This window comes from Blattabacterium sp. (Mastotermes darwiniensis) str. MADAR, assembly GCF_000233435.1.
Lineage (GTDB): Bacteria > Bacteroidota > Bacteroidia > Flavobacteriales > Blattabacteriaceae > Blattabacterium.
This window is the reverse complement of the sequence record NC_016146.1, coordinates 341,603-361,313: the sequence shown is the minus strand read 5'-3', so window position 1 is coordinate 361,313 and position 19,711 is coordinate 341,603. Positions and strand designations below refer to the sequence as shown.

Sequence of the window (19,711 nt, the reverse complement as noted above, 5' to 3'; positions counted from 1 at the left end):
GTAAAAATAAACATCAATTTGAATTTATTTTATCATGAACTCTACAATAGATTGGATTTCTATTAAAAAATATGAGGATATTTTATTTTATTTTTGGAAAGGAATATCTAAAATAGTAATAAATAGACCTGAATGTTTCAATGCTTTTCGCGTAGAAACTGTGAAAGAAATGATTGATGCTATAGATATATGTCGTGAAAGAAGAGATATAGATGTATTGATTATAACCGGATCCGGGAAAAAATCTTTTTGTTCTGGAGGAGATCAAAAAACACGAGGACTTGGTGGATACTTAGGAAAAGATGGTCTTCCTAGATTAAATATTTTGGATTTTTATAAAAAAATCAGAGAGATACCTAAACCAGTTATTGCAATGGTTAATGGATTTTCTGTAGGTGGAGGACATGTTTTACATGTAGTTTGTGATTTAACTATTGCATCTGATAATGCTATTTTTAGTCAAGTAGGACCAAAAGTAGGATCTTTTGATGGAGGTTTTGGAGCTTCTTATTTAGCACGTCATATTGGTCAAAAAAAAACAAGAGAAATGTGGTTTTTGTGTAAAGAATACTCTGCATATGAAGCCTTACAAATGGGGTTAATCAATAAAATAGTACCTCTAAAAGAATTAGAAAAAACTACTATAGAATGGTGTAAAATCATACAAAAAAGAAGTCCTATGTCTTTAAGAATGATTAAACGTTGTTTAAATGCAGAATTAGATGGACAACATGGATTAATGCAATTAGCAGGAGATGCTACTTTAATGTTTTATTTGATGGAAGAATCTCAAGAAGGAAAGAAAGCTTTTTTAGAAAAAAGAAATCCAAATTTTAGGAAATTTACCAAATTTTTATGAGATTAAAATATTGGTTTTGTGCCGTACGTTCTCAAACTTTGCTTTTATCTTTTTCTGGAATAACTTTAAGTTATTTAATTTCTATATCCAAAGGATATGGAGATTTTTATACTTATTTATTATGTATTATAACTTCTATATTCTTACAAGTATTGGCCAATTTTTCTAATGATTATGGAGATAGTATAAAAGGAGTAGATAATTATCAACGTATTGGACCAAAAAGAACTATTCAAAGCGGTTTAATTTCTATATTTGCAATGAAGAAAGCAATAAATATATTATCTATTTTATCTTTTTGTTCTGGTCTTTTATTAATTTATAGATCAATTGAATTGAATAATTTTTTTTTTTTTTTTTTTTATTTCATAGGAATTTTTGTTTGTATATATAGTTCTATTAAATATAGTGTAGGTCCCTATCCTTATGGATATCTAGGAATGGGAGATCTTTCTGTTTTTATATTTTTTGGTTTAGTTTCTGTAGGAGGGAGCTATTTTTTATATACTAAAGTTTTTTCTTTGGATATATTTCTTTTATCTTTATCAATAGGATTGTTGAGTCTTTCTGTTTTGAATATTAATAACATGAGAGATATAAAGAACGATTATAAAAATGGGAAATATACTGTTGCAGGTATATTGGGCATCAAATATGCAAAATTATATCATATTTTTTCTATTATAATATCTATAGTATTAGGCATATTTTTTAATATATTAAATGATTATAAGAACATTTATAAATGGTTATTCTTTATATTGAATATTCCTTTTTTTATACGGCATTTAAAAAGAATTATTTCTATAGAGAATCCAGAATGTTTTAATTCAGAGTTGAAAAGATTAATACACTTAACTTTTTTATACTCTATGAGCATAGGAATTGGAGCACAAATAAAATAAAAATGAAAATTACTTTTCTTACTCACAGTACTTGTATGTTAGAAATACATGGATTTTTTCTATTGATTGATCCATTCTTTTCTGAAAATCCCATCATAAAAAATAATCCATTATTGTGGAATAAATATATCCGAAATTTTGGTAATTTTGAAAGGATAGATTACATTTTATTAACCCATGCACATTATGATCATGTATGTGATGTTGAATTTTTCGCAAAAAAATTTGATTCTTTAATCATATCGAATTATGAAATATCTAATTATTTTGATCAAAAAAAGAGATTGAAAACCTATGGAATGAATTATGGATCTTTCATTTCTTTTCCTTTTGGAAAATTGAAATACATTTGGGCCGCTCATTCTAGCGTTTTTAACGATGGATCTTATGGAGGAAATCCTGGAGGTTTTCTTTTCCATACAGATGAAGGAAATATTTATTTATCAGGGGATACTTCCTTAACATATGAAATGAGTCTTATTCCTAAATTTGGAAAGTTAAAAATGGCTGTATTACCCATAGGAGGAGTTTATACTATGGATGTTGAAGAAGCTATTTTAGCTTCTAATTTTTTAGGATGTGATAAAATATTAGGAGTCCATTATAATACTTTTGATTCAATTCAAATTGATCAAAAAAAGGCGGAGAAAAAATTTTTAGAAAATGAAAAAGAACTTTTTTTATTAAAAATTGGAGAAGTTATATCTATTTATGACGATAAAATCGACCTTAAGACAACATAAGTTTTTTTTTAAACAAGAAGTAAAGAATTCTAAAAGAATATTCCGTTATAGTATAGTTTGGTTTTTTATTTTAAAAAAAGAAGATAAAATAGGAATTGGAGAATGTAATCCTTTATTGGATGTGGATGTTTCCCGAAATTTAGAGGAATACGAAAGAGAACTTCGTATACTTTCTAAAAAAATCAATACCATGAAGAAAACAGAATTTTCTTATTATCATCCATATATTTCTTATTCATCCATTTTATTTGGATTGGAACAGGCATTCTTGGGGTTAAAAAATAATTTTCCTATATTGTATAATTCTGAGTTTATCGAAGGAAAATTGGGTATTCCTATCAATAGTATAATATGGTTACACTCTTTTAAAAAGACAGAAATTGGAATAAAGAAAATAGAAAAAGAAATTTCTAAAGGTTTTTCATTCATTAAAATGAAAATAAGCCAAAAATTTTTTTCTTATCAATATTTAGTTTTGAAAGAAATAAAAAAAAAACATCCACATATAAAAATACGTGTTGATGCTAATGGAACTTTCAAAAAAAAAGAAGAAGCTTTATTTTGTATCAATAAACTTTACGATATAAATATTGTTCATTCTATAGAACAACCTATAAAAAACGGAAATTGGAAAGATATATCTAAACTATGTAAAGAATCAAAATTACCAATAGCATTGGATGAAGAATTAATAGGAATTCGAGAATTAAAATTAAAAAAAAGTTTATTGGATTTTATTATTCCCAAGTACATAGTATTAAAGCCTAGTGTATGTGGAGGTTTTTTAGGATCTAAAGAATGGATAATGGAAGCTAATAAAAGAAAAATAGGATGGTGGATTAGTTCTTCATTAGAGAGCAAAATAGGAATCAATGCTATATCACAATGGATTTTTAAGATGGGGAAAAAAAAAGATCAAGGAATTCATGGATTAAATACAGGATATTTTTATAACGATTTTTTTTCTCCTTTACACATAAAAAAAGGTCATATTTGGTACGATCCTTTAAGGATATGGGATTTAAAGAAGATTATTTAGGAATACGTATTGATTTTCAATCAAAAAGAATATCTGATCATTTAGTTGTTAAAGGTCATCCTTTATATCAATGGCAAGAAACCATTCTTTCGTTTTTAAATGATTGGAAAAATGAGAGTAAATCTATATTGAAAGTTTCTACTTCTGGAACAACAGGAATTCCTAAAAGAATTTTTTTTAAAAAAGAATATATGTATGAATGTGCGAAAAGAACAGCATATTTATTAAATATAACAAGCAGTGGAATTAAAGGTCTTTTATGTTTGCATCCGGAATCTATAGCATCCAAAATGTTTTTAATTCGTGCTATTATATTTCGATGGAATATTTATTGTATTCCTCCATCATCTAATCCTTTAAGGAATATAAAAGGTTATTTTGATATTGTATCCATGGTCCCTATACAAGTTTATTATAGTTTAAAAAATTTGGAAAGAATAAGAATTCTTTTGATAGGAGGAGCGCCTATTTCTAAATATTTAGAAAAAAAATTGCAAAATATTTCAACTATTTGTTATTCTACTTATGGAATGACAGAAACACTAGGCCATATAGCTTTAAAAAAAATTAACGGATTAGACAAGACTGATTATTATGAATCGTTAAAAGATGTTTCTATCGGTATAGATAATAGAAATTGTTTAAGGATATTTTATCCATATTGTATGGATACTCTTATTCAAACTAATGATATTGTTCATCTTATTTCTGAAAATAGATTTAATTGGATAGGAAGATTTGATCATGTTATTAATAGTGGAGGAATTAAAATAATTCCTGAATTAGTGGAAAAAGAAATTTTTCCATTTATTCCTCATCGTCGAAGATTTTTTGTTTCTTCCATTCCAGATACAATATTAGGAGAAAGAATAATATTAATTATTGAAGGACCTACTTTTACTGTTAGGATTCCTAAATCAATTTTTATTGAAAAAAAAAGGTTTTATAAACCAAAAAATGTTTTTTTTGTAGAACATTTTATAGAAAATTATTTGGGAAAATTGAAAATAAAAGAAATAATAAATCGAATAATAGTAAATAATATCAAAAAATATTCAATTATCTATTTCTCTATTTTTGGTTTTTTTTTCAAAATTTAATTTTAATTCATGAAAAAAAGATTCCGTATCTAAGTATTTATTTTTACTGTTTTTAATGTCATTGGATCCATAAATCAGCTTGAATAAATCTTTAGTCATTTTTCCTGATTCTATAACTTCTAGACAACTTTTTTCCAATTTTTCTGAGAAATTTTTTAGTGGATAATTTTTGTCTAAAAAAGCTCTATGTTTAAGGCCACGAGTCCAAGCAAAAATAGAAGCAATAGGATTGGTGGATGTTATTTTTCCTTTTTGATGCAATCTATAATGTTTAGTAATTGTTCCATGCGCGGCTTCAGATTCTAAAGTTTTTCCATCTGGAGTAATCAATATAGAAGTCATCATTCCTATAGATCCAAATCCTTGAGCTATAGCATCCGATTGTACATCTCCATCATAATTTTTACAAGCCCAGACAAATCCTCCATTAGATTTTATAGCATATGCCACCATATCATCAATCAAACGATGTTCATAAGTAATTTTAAGTTTTTCAAATATTGGGAGAAATTCTTTTTGGTATAAATCATGAAAAATATCTTTGTATCTCCCATCGTATGTTTTTAGAATAGTATTCTTTGTAGAAAGAAAAAGAGGCCATTTTTTGTAAATAGAATAATTGAAACAAGAACGTGCAAATCTGTATATAGATTCATCTGTATTGTACATTCCAATAGCTATACCTGGTTCCGTAAAGTGATGTATTTCATATTTTTGAAAATCTTTTTTTTCATTATTATCTGGAATAAAATAAAGATATAATCTTCCTTTTTTTTTAATAATAAAATCTATTGCGTTGTATTGATCTGCGTTTGCATGACGGGCTATACATATAGGATTTTTCCAATTTTTAATTGGGATAGGGATATTTTTAACTAAGATAGGTTCTCTAAAAATTGTACCATCAATAATATTTCGTATTGTTCCATTTGGAGATTTCCACATTTTTTTTAAATGAAATTCTTTCATTCTTTCTTGATCGGGTGTAATTGTTGCGCATTTAATTCCAACATTGTATTTTTTTATTGCTTTAGCTGCCTCTATAGTAATTTTATCTTCTGTAAAATCTCTGTTTTTTAAACAAAGATCAAAATAAATAATTTTCATGTCTAAATAAGGAAATATTAAATATTTTTTAATAAGATTCCATATGATTCTAGCCATTTCATCTCCATCCATTTCTACTATAGGATTGGTTACTTTTATTTTCTTCATATTAATTGTTTTATATCGTTGTTAATTTGTTAATTAATAATATTACATGTTTCTAATAAAAAAATATTCATTTTGTAATGAAATTTTAATAAAAGAAATTCTTATATTTGTCGTTTTGATCTACGTTAAGGGTTTTCTACCATAATGGAATGGGAATGAATAAAAATGAAAAATGCATAAATATATCTGATCTTTCGAGAAGAATAGAATCCTCTTCCATAGAAGAAAAATTAAGAAATCTTTCAGAAATATTTCCGGGAGAAATAGTTTTTTCTACAAGTTTTAATATTGAAGATCAATTAATTTCTCATTTTATTCTACATGAAAATATTCCTATAAAAATATTTACTTTGGATACAGGAAGAATTTTTGAAGAAACTTATAAAGTTTGGTCAGATACAAATAAGTTTTATAATTATTCCATTACTGCTTATTATCCAGATACGAATAAATTGGAAAAATTTTTATCAAAAAAAGGGCCTAATTCATTTTATGCGAGTGTTCAGGATAGAATGAAATGCTGTTTTTTACGAAAAGTGGAACCCTTAAGAAGGGCTTTAAAAGGAAATTCCGTTTGGATAACTGGACTACGTTCAGAACATTCTATGGAAAGAAAAAATTTAAATCATTTAGAATGGGATGATAGCAATCAATTGATTAAGTTCCATCCACTTCTTGATTGGAAATTAGAAAAAATAGAAAAAATTATTAAAAAATATAATATTCCTTATAATCATTTATATAATAAGGGATATTTCAGTATAGGATGTGCTCCATGTACTCGTTCGGTTAAGCATGGGGAGAATTATCGTAGTGGTCGTTGGTATTGGGAGAACGATTCGGTAAAAAAAGAATGTGGATTACATTTAAAAAAAAATAAAAAATGATATAGGATATCAAATGGATACATATGTATAATGAATTATGAAAAATTATCGTTTAAATTATTTGGAACAATTAGAATCAGAAACCATCCATATTTATAGAGAGACAGCAGGGCAATTTGATAGACCTGCTTTATTATTTTCTGGAGGAAAAGATTCTGTTTTATTAGTTCATTTAGCTTTAAAGGCATTTAAACCAGGAGAATTTCCTTTTACTTTGGTACATATAGATACTGGATATAATTTTCCTGAAACATTGGAATTTAGAGATTTTTTTGTAAAAAAAATAAGAGAAAAAATTATTATACGCAAAGTAGAGGATACTATTTTACGTAGAAATTTATCTGAACCTAAAGGAAGATTTCCTAATAGAAATATTTTACAATCATATACTCTTATAGATACAATTGAAGAATTTCAATTCGATGCTTGTATTGGTGGAGGTCGTAGAGATGAAGAAAAAGCAAGATCTAAAGAAAGAATATTTTCTATTAGAAATGAATTTGGAAGTTGGGAACCAAGATTACAAAGACCTGAATTATGGAATATTTATAATGGAAAAATACATAAAGGAGAAAATATGCGAGTTTTTCCTATTAGTAATTGGACAGAATTAGATGTTTGGAATTATATTCAAAAAGAAAAAATATTATTACCTTCTATCTATTTTTCACACAAAAGAAAAGTTATTAATTTCCAAGGGAAGTGGATTGCTTTATCTAAATTAATTAAGGCTAATCCAAATGAGCTAGTTCATATAAAAAATTTACGTTATCGTACTATAGGAGATATGACTTGTACAGCTGCTATAGAATCAAATGCTAAAAATGTAGAAGAAATCATTCAGGAACTTTTGGATACAAAAATAAGTGAGAGAGGTCAAACAAGAATTGATGATACATTATCTGAAACATCTATGGAAGACCGAAAAAAACAAGGATACTTTTAAATTCAATTCATATCATGGATACTTTGAGATTTATTACATCCGGAAGTGTAGATAATGGAAAAAGTACTCTAATAGGACGTTTGTTATATGATAGTGATTCTATACTTATGGATGAATTATCTACAATAACGGAAAAGAGTAGTATAAGAAGATATGGAGGAAATAAAATAGATTTTTCGTTATTAACGGATGGATTACGAGCTGAAAGAGAACAAGGAATAACTATTGATGTAGCTTATAAATATTTTTCTACATCTAAAAGGAAATTTATTATAGCCGATACTCCTGGTCATTTTCAATATACTAGAAATATGTTAACAGGAGCGTCTCATGCCGATTTAGCAATTGTGTTGATTGATGCACGTTATGGTGTAGTAGAACAAATACAAAGACATTCTCTAATTCTTGGATTACTTAATTTTCAAAAAATTATTTTAGCCATTAATAAAATGGATTTGATTAATTATGATTTTAGAATATATAAAGCTATTATTAGTCAATATAAAGTTACAGCTTGTAGAGTAGGATTAAAGAATATAGATACAATACCAATAAGTGCAAAAAATGGAGATAATGTAGTGGATCAATCTTCTAATATGAAATGGTATACTGGTCCTAGTCTTCTTTCTTTATTGGAAAATATTGTTATTCATAAAGAACCTTATTTGGAACCATCTAGATTTCCAGTCCAATATATCATTCGTTCCAAATGTAGTAGTCTTCATAAAGTGGATCGTGGATATGCTGGAAAAATTATTAGTGGAATTTATAGGGAAGGAGATGATATAATTGTTTATCCTCATAAATTTTATACAAAAATTAGATGTATAAAAATGAATGGAAAAAAAATTAAAGAGGGATTTGCACCTCAGAACATTATTATATATTTAGAGGATGAAATGGATATTTCTCGTGGAGATTTATTTGTAAAAAAAAATAGTGATGATTTACCTATAGTTTCTAAAGAATTTGATGCTATTCTTTGTTGGATGGAAAACAGTTTATTGAAACGAGGAAATAAATATTTATTTCAAATTCATAGTCTTCAAGTTCCAATTTTGATTAAAGATATCATTTATCGTATAGATGTGAATACTTTGAAAAGGGAAAAGTATCCTAAAAATGCAGGATTAAATGATTTAGTGAAAGTTAGGATTCATACATCCAAACCTATTCCACATGACCCTTATAGAAAAATAAAAGAAAACGGAGCTTCTATTTTAATAGATGAAATAAGCTATTCTACAGTAGCTGCTTGTATGATTCAATGAATAAAAAAAACTTGTAAAATGTCTAATAAGGATTTTTTGAAGAGATTATTTGAAGATAATAAAAGAAAATGGAAAAATCCATTTCCTAACAAAAATACATCCGAAAAATTTGTAGAGGAATTATTTCATCTTCTTTTTACACCTGATCAAGGTCTTTTAGAAAAGATTGATTCATTAAAAGTAAATTATAAAAAATTACAACAAAAATTGTATTGTATTCTTCTTGATTTTAATCTTGAAAAAAGGGAGTCAAAAAAATTTGTAGAAAATTTTTTTGATAAAATTCCCAATATTTATCAAACATTAATTATGGATGCTAATGCTATATTAGATTTTGATCCTGCTGCAACAGTAATAGAGGAAATTTTTTTATCCTATCCTGGTTTTTTTGCTACTGCATTATACCGAATAGCTCATCAATTATGGGTACTAAAGATTCCAATTCTTCCAAGATTGATTACAGAATATGCTCATAGTAAAACAGGAGTCGACATTCATGCTTCTGCAGAAATAGGAAAATATTTTGCTATTGATCATGGAACAGGAATAGTGATTGGTTCTAGTACAAAAATAGGAAATAGGGTAAAAATATATCAAGGAGTTACTTTAGGAGCTATTTATGTAGATAAAAAGTTGAGGGATCAAAAACGTCATCCTACTATAGAGGATCAAGTAACTATTTATGCTGGTGCAACAATTTTGGGAGGAGATACAGTAGTTGGTCATGATAGTATACTTGGAGGGAACGTATGGATAACTCATAGTATTCCTCCTTTTTCAATAGTTTCTCAAACTAGTGAGATTAAAATTCGTAATAACAGTTCTTCTCAGAAAAAAAAAATAACTATATAAAAAAAAAGATGAAAGTAGAGAGTATATTGCAAACTATTGGAAATACACCCCATGTACTTCTTCGTCGTTTATATCCATTTCATAAAGTTTGGATGAAATTAGAAAGGAATAATCCTGGAGGGAGTATTAAAGATAGAATTGCGTTATCAATGATAGAAGATGCAGAAAAAAAAGGAATTCTTAAAAAAAAAGGAGAGGTAATCATTGAGCCTACTTCTGGAAATACTGGAGTTGGATTAGCTATGGTTTCCACTGTAAAAGGATATAGCCTTATTTTAGTAATGCCGGAATCTATGAGTATAGAAAGAAGAAAAATTTTTTCTATTTTTGGAGCAAAATTAGTACTTACTCCTAGAGAAAAAGGAATGAAAGGAGCCATTAAAAAAGCAGAAGAATTGGTACATGAAATTCCTAATTCTTGGATGCCAAAACAATTTGAAAATTTATCGAATACAAATATCCATAAGAGTATTACATCAAAGGAAATTATAGATTCTTTTCCTGATGGAATAGATTATTTTGTTACTGGGGTTGGAACAGGAGGACATATTACTGGAATAGGAGAAGTATTAAAGAAAAAATTTCCAGATATAAAAATATTTTCCGTAGAACCTGTTGAATCTCCAGTTATATTTGGAGGAGAAAGAGAAGCTAAACCTCATGCATTACAAGGTTTGGGGGCCGGTTTTATTCCTCCTATTTTAAATGTAAATCTATTGGATGGGACTTTTTTAGTTTCTAAAGAAGAAGCATTTTATTTTGTTCGTAAAACCGCAATCAAAGAAGGGATTTTAGTGGGAATTTCTACAGGTGCCGTTTTATCGTCTATTGAAAAACACTTATCTTATTTTTCTAAAGATTCTAGGATACTTACGTTTAATTATGATTCTGGAGAAAGATATCTTTCAGTAGAAGATCTTTTTTTATAACTTAAAGAGAAGAGATGAAAAAAGTAATTTTTATTTCAGCAGGACCTGGGGATCCTGATTTAATTACTGTTAAAGCTATCAATCATTTGAAAAAATCTGAGATAGTATTGGTAGATCGTCTTGTAAGTCCTGAAATAGTAAATGAATATTTACATCCAAAAAGAAAGATTTTATATGTAGGGAAAAATAATGATTCCATAATGCATAAAGAAAAATACTTTTTTAAAAATAATCAAAAGAGTATTAATCATCTAATGGTTTATCATGCTTTAAAAGGAAAATATGTAGTTCGATTAAAAGGAGGAGATGTTTCTATTTTCTCTAATATAATGGATGAATTAATAGAACTAAACAAATATCATATTCCTTATGAGATTATTCCAGGAGTTACTGCAGCTTTAGGCGCAGCTGCTTATACTGGAATTCCTCTTACAGCAAGAGGATATGCTTCTTCAGTTCGTTTCGTAACATTACATAATCCAAATTCTATCGATTCTAATCAGTGGGAGGAATTCTTAACAACTAAGGATACTTTGGTTTTTTATATGTGTATTAAAAAATTATATTATATTATTGACAAATTTATGATACTTATTAAGAAAAAGGAATCTTGTTATTCGAATAAATTGATCGCCATAATAGAACAAGCTACTACTCCTATGCAAAAAGTGTATACAACTACTCTTTATAATTGTAAAAAATATTTGATAGAAAGAAATTTTTTATCTCCTTCTTTGGTTATTATTGGAAAAATAGTAAATCTTTATAAGTGTTTTAAATGGAATTCTTCTAGTTCTTCTATTTTTTGTAAAAGAAATTATTTTATGTATTAGAATATAAAATTTTAATGAGATGTTATCTGAATCAAAGAATAAAATATTTATAGAATTGATAAAAAATATTTCTAGAGAAGAGCTTATTTGGATATATGGATATATATCTGGAATCTTATCGTCTTTTCATGAAGAAGAAAAAACGAAAGTATTGAGGAAAGAAGTAGAAAGAATAACACTTGTTTATGGAACAGAAACAGGAAATGCTAAAAATCTATCTTTTTCCATTGTTGAGAAAATGAAAAAAGAAAATTTTAAAATTAATCTGATAAGTTTGGATCAATATCGTTTTTTAGATTTAAAAAGAGAGAATTATTTTTTTGTAATTATTAGTACGCATGGAGAAGGAGAACCTCCTTCATCCGCTAAATCTTTTTTCAATTTTATTCATAAGAATCTAAATTTTCGTTTAGAAAATATGAAGTATGGGGTATTAGCATTAGGAGATCGTTCTTATCCTTTTTTTTGTAAAGCGGGAGAAGATTTAGATAAACGTTTGTATGAAATGGGGGCATGCAGAGTTATTCCATTGTATAAATGTGATATTGATTTTGAATTTAAAGCAAAAGATTGGTTATCAGAAGTTTTAAATATTTTAAAAAAAAAAAAAGTAGATAGAAAAAAAAAAATTCATGGAAAGATTTTGACTAATATCCTTTTAAATGATCAAGAAAGAGGTTCTAATAAAGAAATTCATCATATTGAAATTTTAATGGAGAATGGAATGGAAAAATTCGATTATCTTCCAGGAGATTCTATAGCTGTTATAGCTAAAAATCCTGTAGATGAAGTACAGAATATTATAGATTTTTTTAAAAAAAAAGATCTCTTTGAAAATTCAAAGGAGAGGAAAAAAGTTAGGCTTTTATTAGAAGAGGAATGGAATATCTTTCGTTTGTCCATTAATATGTTAAGAAAGTATTCTTTATTGGTAGGGAAAAAAATACCTAATGATAGAATGTGGAATTTTTTTGATCTATTAAATAAATTTCCTATAAAAAAGAAAAAATTTTTAAAAAATTTAATTGAAATTATGGATCCTATAAGACCTAGATTTTATTCTATTTCTTCTTCCCCTAAAGTTCATTATCCTGAAATTCATATTACAGTGTCACGTCATAGATTTAAAGTTAACGGAGAAAATAGATATGGTTATTGTTCGAATTATCTTTCTAAATTAAAAGAAGGCGATAGTTTGTCTTTTTATATACATAAAAATTATTTATTTAAGTTACCAAAAAACAATAAAGATATCATTCTTATAGGACCTGGAACAGGGATAGCTCCTTTTCGTTCTTTTTTATATGAAAGAGAATTTGTAGGAGCAACGGGAAGAAATTGGCTTTTCTTTGGAGATCAACATTTTTCCACTGATTTTTTATATCAGACAGAAATACAAAATTGGAAAAAAAATGGGGTCTTATATCGTGTAAGTCTTGCTTTTTCTAGAGATCAAGAAAAGAAAATATATATACAAGATAAAATATGGGAAAATCGTGAAGAATTTTTTACATGGATAGGAAAAAAAGGAGCTTATATCTACATTTGTGGAAATAAAAAGCCTATGAGTATAGATGTAGAAAAAACCATATTTCGTATAATAGAACAAGTTGGTGGATATAATTTTCCAGAATTTTTTATAAAAAAAATGAAAGAGGAGGGACGTTATTTAAAGGATGTCTACTAATTTTTTTTTGAAATTAAATTGATTGAAAATATGAAAATAGATAGTTTTTCAAATAAAATAACAATGGAGGAGAAAATTAAAGAAGAAAGCAGAGGTCTTCGAGGATCTATTATTGAAAGTGTGAAGGATGAATTGTCTGGTGGTATTTCTGATAAGGATCAGATTATAATTAAATTTCATGGATTGTATCAACAAGACGATAGGGATATAAGAGAATATAGGGCAAAAAAAAAATTGGATCGTTTATTTTCTTTTATGATTCGTTTGAGAATTCCAGGTGGTTTTATTAAATCTAAACAATGGTTGTCTATTCATCAAATTTCAGAAATAAATTCAACTGGAGTTATAAAAGTAACTAGTAGACAAACTATTCAATTACATGGATTGATAAAATCTAATATTAAACCGACTATTCAGTTTTTTAATATTTCTAAATTGGATTCTATTGCTACTTGTGGAGATATTAATAGAAACGTTATATGTAGTACATATTCTAGAACTCATTATAAAAAAATATTGACTTATGCTTCTAAAATTAGTAAAATGTTTCTTCCAAAAACAAGAGCCTATTATGAAATATGGTTGGACGAAAAGAAAATTCTTGAAAAAGAAAATAAAGAACCTATTTATAAAAAAAGTTACTTACCTAGAAAATTTAAAATAGCTATAGCAATTCCTCCAAATAACGATGTTGATGTATTTGCAAATGATATAGGATTAATAGCTATCATAGATTCTGATAAAAAAAAATTGAAAGGATTTAATATATCCGTTGGAGGGGGTTTGTCTACCACACATGGGAATTCAAAAACTTATTCTAGATTAGGAACAATAATTGGTTTTTATGATTCTGAAGAAAAAATATTAAGAATAGTATACGAAATTCTAACAATTCAACGCGATTATGGCAATAGAAGTGATCGTAAATTTGCTCGTCTAAAGTATACCATAGATAATTATGGGATAGAATGGTTTAAAAAAGAATTGGAAAATAGAATTGGATTTTCTTTAAAAAAAGAGAGACCATTCTTTTTTACAGAAAGATGTGATTATTTTGGTTGGATACAAGATGATATGAAATTATGGAATTACACTATTTTTATAGAAAATGGTTTAGTTTTTGATAGAGTCAATTTAAAATTGAAATCGGCATTGTTAAAGATAGCAGAGTATGAAATATGTAATTTTTTATTCACCTGTAATCAAAATATTACGTTAACTGATATTCATGCGAAAAATAAAAAAACAATACAGTCTATTCTTGATGAATATGGTATTGTTAATTATATGAATCATGTTTCCTCTATTAGAAAAAATTCTATGGCTTGTGTGGCTCTTAACACATGTCCTTTAGCTTTAGCTGAAGGACAACGTTATTTTCCACATTTGATATCTAAAATAGAATTTATTTTAAATAAATATAAATTAGGAAAAGAAGAGATTATTATTCGTATGACAGGATGTCCTAATGGGTGTTCTCGTCCTTATTTAGCAGAAATAGGTTTTGTAGGAGTTTCTTATGGACGATACAATCTTTATTTGGGAGGAGATCCTGAGGGAACACGTTTGAACAAATTGTACAAGAAAAATATGGATGAATCTTCTATTTTAAAGGAACTTGATCAATTTTTTAATTGTTTTCAAAAAGAAAAATTGGATGGAGAAAAATTTGGTAATTTTTCTATTAGAAAACAATGGGTAATATAATGATGAATAATGATAAAGATAAATAAAGAAAATAATAAACTTTTTCCTATTTTTTTACAGTTAGAAAAAATTTCTCTTTTAATTATTGGTGGTGGAAAAACTGCTTTAAAAAAATTGAATGCAGTATTACAAAATAATCCTGATACAAGGATAAATCTTATAGCATCTCGTATTGATCAGAAAGTTTATGAATTAGCTAAACTATTTATTTCTATAAAATTAATTAAAAAAGTATATGGAACTTCCGATTTAAGAAATATGGATGTTATCATTGTCGCTGTGAATGATTTAATGTTAAGTGAAAAAATTAAAAGAGATGCAAAAAGAATGCATAAATTGGTGAACGTTTCTGATGTCCCTGAACTTTGTGATTTTTATCTTGGATCCATTGTACAAAAAGGAAATCTAAAAATAGCCATTTCTACCAATGGGAAATCTCCTACTATAGCCAAACGTTTGAAAGAAATTTTTTATGAAGTTTTACCTCATGAATTAAATGAAGCATTGATAAATATGTATGAAATAAGGAAAAAATTGCAAGGTAATTTTGATTTTAAAGTAAAAAAGCTGAATGAATTAACAAATAAATGGTTGTTAGAAACCTCATTTGAGGAAAAAAGAAAAAAAAAATTCAAAAAAATATTTTTAGTTCTTCCATTATTAATGGTAGGATATTTATTCTTAACAGTTTTTTTTAAAAAATATTTAGATAAAAATTTTTTATACTTATTTTTTACTGGATTTTTTGCTCAGATTGTGGATGGAGCTATAGGGGTTGGATATGGACTTACTTGTACAACAATATTGCTTACCTTAGGGATTCCTATTTCATCTATTAGTGCTAGTATTCATACTGCAGAAATATTTTCTAGCGGGATATCTGGATTAAGTCATTATAGAATGGGAAACGTTAATAAAAAATTATTGAAAATATTATTAATTCCAGGAGTTATAGGTTCTATTATTGGTTCTTTTTTTCTTTCTAAATTTGGAGAAAGTTATATTTCTTATATAAAACCTATGTTAGGGTTTTATACTTTTTGTTTAGGTACAAAAATATTGCTAACTTCTGTATTATGGAAAAAAAATAAAATAGATATAAAAATAAAAAAAATAGGATGGATTGCTGGAATTGGAGGTTTTTTAGATTCTTTTGTAGGTGGAGGATGGGGTCCTTTTGTGACAAGTACTTTAATATCAAAAGGAAGAAAACCAAAATATGTAATAGGTTCTGTCAGTTTATCTGAATTTTTTGTGACTATTTCTAGTGCGATTACCTTTTTTTATTTATTAGGAATACATTATTGGAAAATAGTTCTTGGATTGGTTTTTGGGAGTTTATTTTCTGCTCCTTTAGCAGCGAAAATATCTGGGAAAATACCTATGAGAATAATGTGTTTTTTCATAGGGACTTTGGTTATTATTTGGAGTGTTAGGATTTTGTATAATTGTTTTTTTTAAAAATTTGATGTTCAAGTTTTATTGAATTTAAATGAAATAATTTTTTTAACGATTTTCTTGGCCATTTTATATTTTGATTCCTTAGTATATCCTGCAATATGTGGTGTTAAGAGTATTTTATTGGAATGAATAAGATCAAAAAAATTTTTTGAAATTTTTTTTTTATGAAAAAAATGTTCAAAAGAAAGGGTTTCATATTCCAATACATCTAAACAAGCTCCATATATTTTTCCATCTTTTAATGCCTTTATTAAATGATTGGTAAGTACACATTCTCCACGAGAAGTATTAATAAAATAAAAGGGTTTATGAAATTTTTTTATAAATTTTTCATTAACCATTCCTTTAGTTTTTTTTGTATAAGGAACATGTAAACTAATTATATCAGATCTCATAAAAATTGTTTTTATATCTACTTGTTTGGCATAAATATCTCCTATATTAGGTAAAATATCGTAACACAATATTGTAGATTCAAATCCTGAAAGTTTTTTAGCGAGAGCTTTTCCTGTATTTCCATATCCAATAATCCCCACAGTTTTTCCCATTATTTCTATTCCCCTATTGGATTCCCTATTCCATTTTCCTTTTCTAATTTCTTGGTCAGAACGGATAATATGATTCATCATAGATAAAAGCATGGCTATAGTATGCTCTGCTACTGAATCTTTATTTTCTTCTGGAGTAGAAATCAATGTTATTCTTCTTTTTAAAGCATAATCTTTATCTATATTTTCTATTCCGGATCCTACACGAGCTATAAATTTTAAATTTTCCGCTTTTTCAATAAATTCTTTATCTATTTTGAATCTATTTCTTAAAATGATACCATCATATAGGGATATTATTTTTATAATGTATTCTATAGAATCATGGTAATTTTCATCACAAATGAAACCTTCTTTTCTTAATTTATATATTATAAAAGGGTGATTTTTATCTAAGATTAATATTTTCATGATTAGTCCTATTTTTTATTTACATTTTCAGTATTGAAATTTCCATCAAAATCAATAATATCTTTGAAAAAGAAATTTTGTTTTTCTTCCTCATTATTATTTTCTTCACAACGATCCCAATGATATTGGTAATTTTCTGGTTTATGAAAAATAAGTTTTTCATGATAAATAAGATTTGGATCCTTATATAAGCTTTTCATATAATATGCCCATATTGGCAATGCCATGTTTGCTCCTTGTCCAAATTGAATATTTTCAAAATGAGAAAATCGATCTTCCCAACCCACCCAAACTCCAGTAGTTAAATTAGGGATCATTCCTATAAACCACCCATCTGAATTTTCATTGGTTGTTCCTGTTTTTCCTGCGATATTTTCTACAAAAAAATTATACTTATGTAATCTTTTAGCGGTTCCATATTGCACTACTCCTTGCATTAATTTTAACATGATATACGCTACTTCTTCATTAAAGACTTTTCTTTTAAAATCCATTTTTTCTTTAATTAATTTTCCATATTCATCCTCTATTTTTACTAAAATTCTCGGTTTGACATAGATTCCATAATTAGTAAATGTATTAAAAGCTCCCGTCATTTCGTATAATGTTAAATCAGCAGCTCCAAGAGCTATAGATGGATGTTCAGGGATCGTAGATTCTATTCCCATTTTTTTTGCTAAATCTATTACTGGAGCTGGTTTTATTTTCTCTATGAGACGAGCAGAAATGGTATTAACAGATAGAGCTAATCCATCTTTTAAAGTCAGTACTCCACCATACTTTCCATTTGAATTTCTAGGACTCCATTTTCCTAAATGGAATTTTTCATTGGAAATTTTTGTGCAAGGGTTATAATGTAATTCTTTAATGGCTGTAGCATATAAAATAGGTTTGAAAATAGAACCTACTTGACGTTTCGTCTTAGCTACATGATCATATTGGAAATAATTAAAATCTATTCCTCCTACCCACGATTTTACATATCCTGTATAGGGTTCTATAGATATCATTCCAGCTTGGATAATACTTTTTTGATAACGTATAAAATCCCATGGAGACATCAATACTTTTTTTGATCCATTCCAGGTAAATAATTTTGTAGGTCTTGGTTTTTTAAATTCTTTTACAATATCTTCTTCTGTCATTCCTTTTTGTTTCATGGATTGATAGAGTTTTGTTCTATGCATAGCCGATATAAGAATTCTATTTATTTTTTCTGGAGGAATATTTAAAAATGGAGCATTTTTATTTTTTCTTTGAGTATTGTTAAATGCAATTTGTAATTGACGAAGATGTTTTTTTACTGCTCTTTCTGCATAATTTTGCATTTTTGAATCAATAGATGTATATATTTTCAATCCACTAGAATAAAGATTAAGTTTTTTTCCAGTTTCTTTTTCATGATCATCTAATACTTCCTGAATTTCCTTTTTCAAAAATTCACCATAATAAGTTAATAATTCAAAGTCCTTTCTTTGTATTTGAAAATTTATTTTTACGGGTTTTTCTAATTCTTTTTTATATCTATGGGAATTCAATAAATCATATTTTTTCATTTTATATAAAACCAAATTTCTTTGTTTTTTTGCTCTATTAGGGTACATTTTTGGATTATATAAAGAAGGATTTTCCAACATACCAACCAACATAGCACATTCTCCTAAATTAAGTTTAGAAGCTGTCTTATTAAAATAAGTACGAGCTGCTGTTTCAATTCCTTTTGCATTGTATAGAAAATCAAATTTATTATAATACATTGTGATAATTTCTTCTTTTGTATAACGTTTTTCCAATTCTACAGCCATTACCCATTCTAGAAGTTTTTGATGCATTCTTTGTAACTTGTTTTTCGCCGATTTACCTGTAAAAAGAAGTTTAGCAAGTTGTTGAGAAATAGTACTTCCTCCTCCTCTTTTCCCTAAAGAAAGAATAGCTCTAAGAAGAGATTTTACATCAATTCCAGAATGATATCTAAATCGAATATCTTCCTTTGCTATGAGAGCATTAATAAGATCTTTTGGAAGTTTGTTATAAGTAATTAGTATTCTATTTTCTGAAAAAAATTTTCCCAGTAAAATTCCATTGGAATCATAGACTTCCGATCCTACTTCCATTGTAGGATTTTCTATATCCTTAGTGCTAGGCAAGGTCCCTAAATAACCTTTAGATGCTGCATAAAAGATAAAAAATACAGAGCATATTCCTATAAAAAAGAAGAACCAAAAGTAGAAGAGAAGTAGACGGAAATAAAATCCATTTTTTTTTCTTTCTTTGTTATGCAAAACTTAAAAGGATTCTTTTTTGTCTCATAATCATTA

17 protein-coding genes are annotated in these 19,711 nt (G+C 26.9%); 14 read left to right on the top strand and 3 right to left on the bottom strand.

From position 1 onward, the window contains the following. The first annotated feature begins 34 nt into the window (after positions 1 to 34). From menB to MADAR_RS01700, 5 genes are read left to right on the top strand one after another with little or no spacing between them, the layout of a single operon-like run. Complete coding sequence (menB, locus tag MADAR_RS01720; protein ID WP_014158808.1) at positions 35 to 859, top strand: 1,4-dihydroxy-2-naphthoyl-CoA synthase; 825 nt, start codon at positions 35 to 37, stop codon at positions 857 to 859. Next, positions 856 to 1,764 (top strand): 1,4-dihydroxy-2-naphthoate octaprenyltransferase, encoded by a 909-nt coding sequence (gene menA, locus MADAR_RS01715; RefSeq protein WP_014158807.1) that lies wholly within the window; start codon positions 856 to 858, stop codon positions 1,762 to 1,764. Before menB ends, menA begins: the two co-directional genes overlap by 4 nt. Positions 1,765 to 1,766: 2 nt before the next feature. Continuing rightward, on the top strand, positions 1,767 to 2,507 hold the full coding sequence (locus MADAR_RS01710; protein WP_014158806.1) for a metal-dependent hydrolase: 741 nt from the start codon (positions 1,767 to 1,769) through the stop codon (positions 2,505 to 2,507). Continuing rightward, positions 2,476 to 3,546, top strand: coding sequence for an enolase C-terminal domain-like protein (locus MADAR_RS01705; RefSeq protein ID WP_014158805.1), 1,071 nt, complete (start codon positions 2,476 to 2,478; stop codon positions 3,544 to 3,546). The genes MADAR_RS01710 and MADAR_RS01705 overlap by 32 nt, the downstream gene beginning before the upstream one ends. Further along, positions 3,501 to 4,646, top strand: a complete 1,146-nt coding sequence (locus tag MADAR_RS01700; RefSeq protein WP_238523377.1) for an AMP-binding protein — start codon at positions 3,501 to 3,503, stop codon at positions 4,644 to 4,646. The genes MADAR_RS01705 and MADAR_RS01700 overlap by 46 nt, the downstream gene beginning before the upstream one ends. Here the strand turns inward: MADAR_RS01700 and MADAR_RS01695 are convergent. Further along, positions 4,602 to 5,861, bottom strand: coding sequence for an NADP-dependent isocitrate dehydrogenase (locus tag MADAR_RS01695; protein WP_014158803.1), 1,260 nt, complete (start codon positions 5,859 to 5,861; stop codon positions 4,602 to 4,604). The two genes, MADAR_RS01700 and MADAR_RS01695, sit on opposite strands and share 45 nt — an antisense overlap. Before the next feature lie 149 nt (positions 5,862 to 6,010). Here MADAR_RS01695 and MADAR_RS01690 point away from each other — a divergent pair, with 149 nt between their 5' ends. Genes MADAR_RS01690 through MADAR_RS03060 form a run of 9 tightly spaced genes read left to right on the top strand, consistent with a single transcriptional unit; the run spans position 6,011 to position 16,434 of the window. Then, a complete protein-coding gene (locus MADAR_RS01690; RefSeq protein WP_014158802.1) occupies positions 6,011 to 6,748 on the top strand; it encodes a phosphoadenylyl-sulfate reductase in 738 nt (245 codons plus the stop codon). Between the two features lie 37 nt (positions 6,749 to 6,785). Then, positions 6,786 to 7,694, top strand: coding sequence for a sulfate adenylyltransferase subunit CysD (cysD, locus tag MADAR_RS01685; protein WP_014158801.1), 909 nt, complete (start codon positions 6,786 to 6,788; stop codon positions 7,692 to 7,694). Positions 7,695 to 7,708: 14 nt separating this feature from the next. After that, complete coding sequence (locus tag MADAR_RS01680; RefSeq protein WP_014158800.1) at positions 7,709 to 8,965, top strand: sulfate adenylyltransferase subunit 1; 1,257 nt, start codon at positions 7,709 to 7,711, stop codon at positions 8,963 to 8,965. Positions 8,966 to 8,983: 18 nt separating this feature from the next. After that, positions 8,984 to 9,817, top strand: coding sequence for a serine O-acetyltransferase (locus MADAR_RS01675; protein ID WP_014158799.1), 834 nt, complete (start codon positions 8,984 to 8,986; stop codon positions 9,815 to 9,817). 8 nt (positions 9,818 to 9,825) lie between these two features. Further along, on the top strand, positions 9,826 to 10,746 hold the full coding sequence (gene cysK / locus MADAR_RS01670) for a cysteine synthase A (RefSeq protein WP_014158798.1): 921 nt from the start codon (positions 9,826 to 9,828) through the stop codon (positions 10,744 to 10,746). 14 nt (positions 10,747 to 10,760) lie between these two features. Continuing rightward, complete coding sequence (gene cobA, locus MADAR_RS01665) at positions 10,761 to 11,579, top strand: uroporphyrinogen-III C-methyltransferase (protein WP_014158797.1); 819 nt, start codon at positions 10,761 to 10,763, stop codon at positions 11,577 to 11,579. 19 nt (positions 11,580 to 11,598) lie between these two features. Next, positions 11,599 to 13,266 carry a sulfite reductase flavoprotein subunit alpha gene (locus MADAR_RS01660; RefSeq protein WP_014158796.1) on the top strand — a complete coding sequence of 556 codons (1,668 nt, stop codon included), beginning with the start codon at positions 11,599 to 11,601 and terminating at the stop codon, positions 13,264 to 13,266. Between the two features lie 30 nt (positions 13,267 to 13,296). After that, a complete protein-coding gene (locus MADAR_RS01655) occupies positions 13,297 to 14,973 on the top strand; it encodes an NADPH-dependent assimilatory sulfite reductase hemoprotein subunit (RefSeq protein WP_014158795.1) in 1,677 nt (558 codons plus the stop codon). Positions 14,974 to 14,982: 9 nt separating this feature from the next. Then, positions 14,983 to 16,434 carry a TSUP family transporter gene (locus MADAR_RS03060; RefSeq protein WP_014158794.1) on the top strand — a complete coding sequence of 484 codons (1,452 nt, stop codon included), beginning with the start codon at positions 14,983 to 14,985 and terminating at the stop codon, positions 16,432 to 16,434. Between the two features lie 11 nt (positions 16,435 to 16,445). On the opposite strand, the gene MADAR_RS01645 is transcribed toward MADAR_RS03060, so the two are convergent. Continuing rightward, complete coding sequence (locus MADAR_RS01645) at positions 16,446 to 17,393, bottom strand: 2-hydroxyacid dehydrogenase (RefSeq protein WP_014158793.1); 948 nt, start codon at positions 17,391 to 17,393, stop codon at positions 16,446 to 16,448. 8 nt (positions 17,394 to 17,401) lie between these two features. Beyond that, positions 17,402 to 19,675, bottom strand: a complete 2,274-nt coding sequence (locus MADAR_RS01640; protein ID WP_014158792.1) for a transglycosylase domain-containing protein — start codon at positions 19,673 to 19,675, stop codon at positions 17,402 to 17,404. Between the last annotated feature and the right edge of the window lie 36 nt (positions 19,676 to 19,711).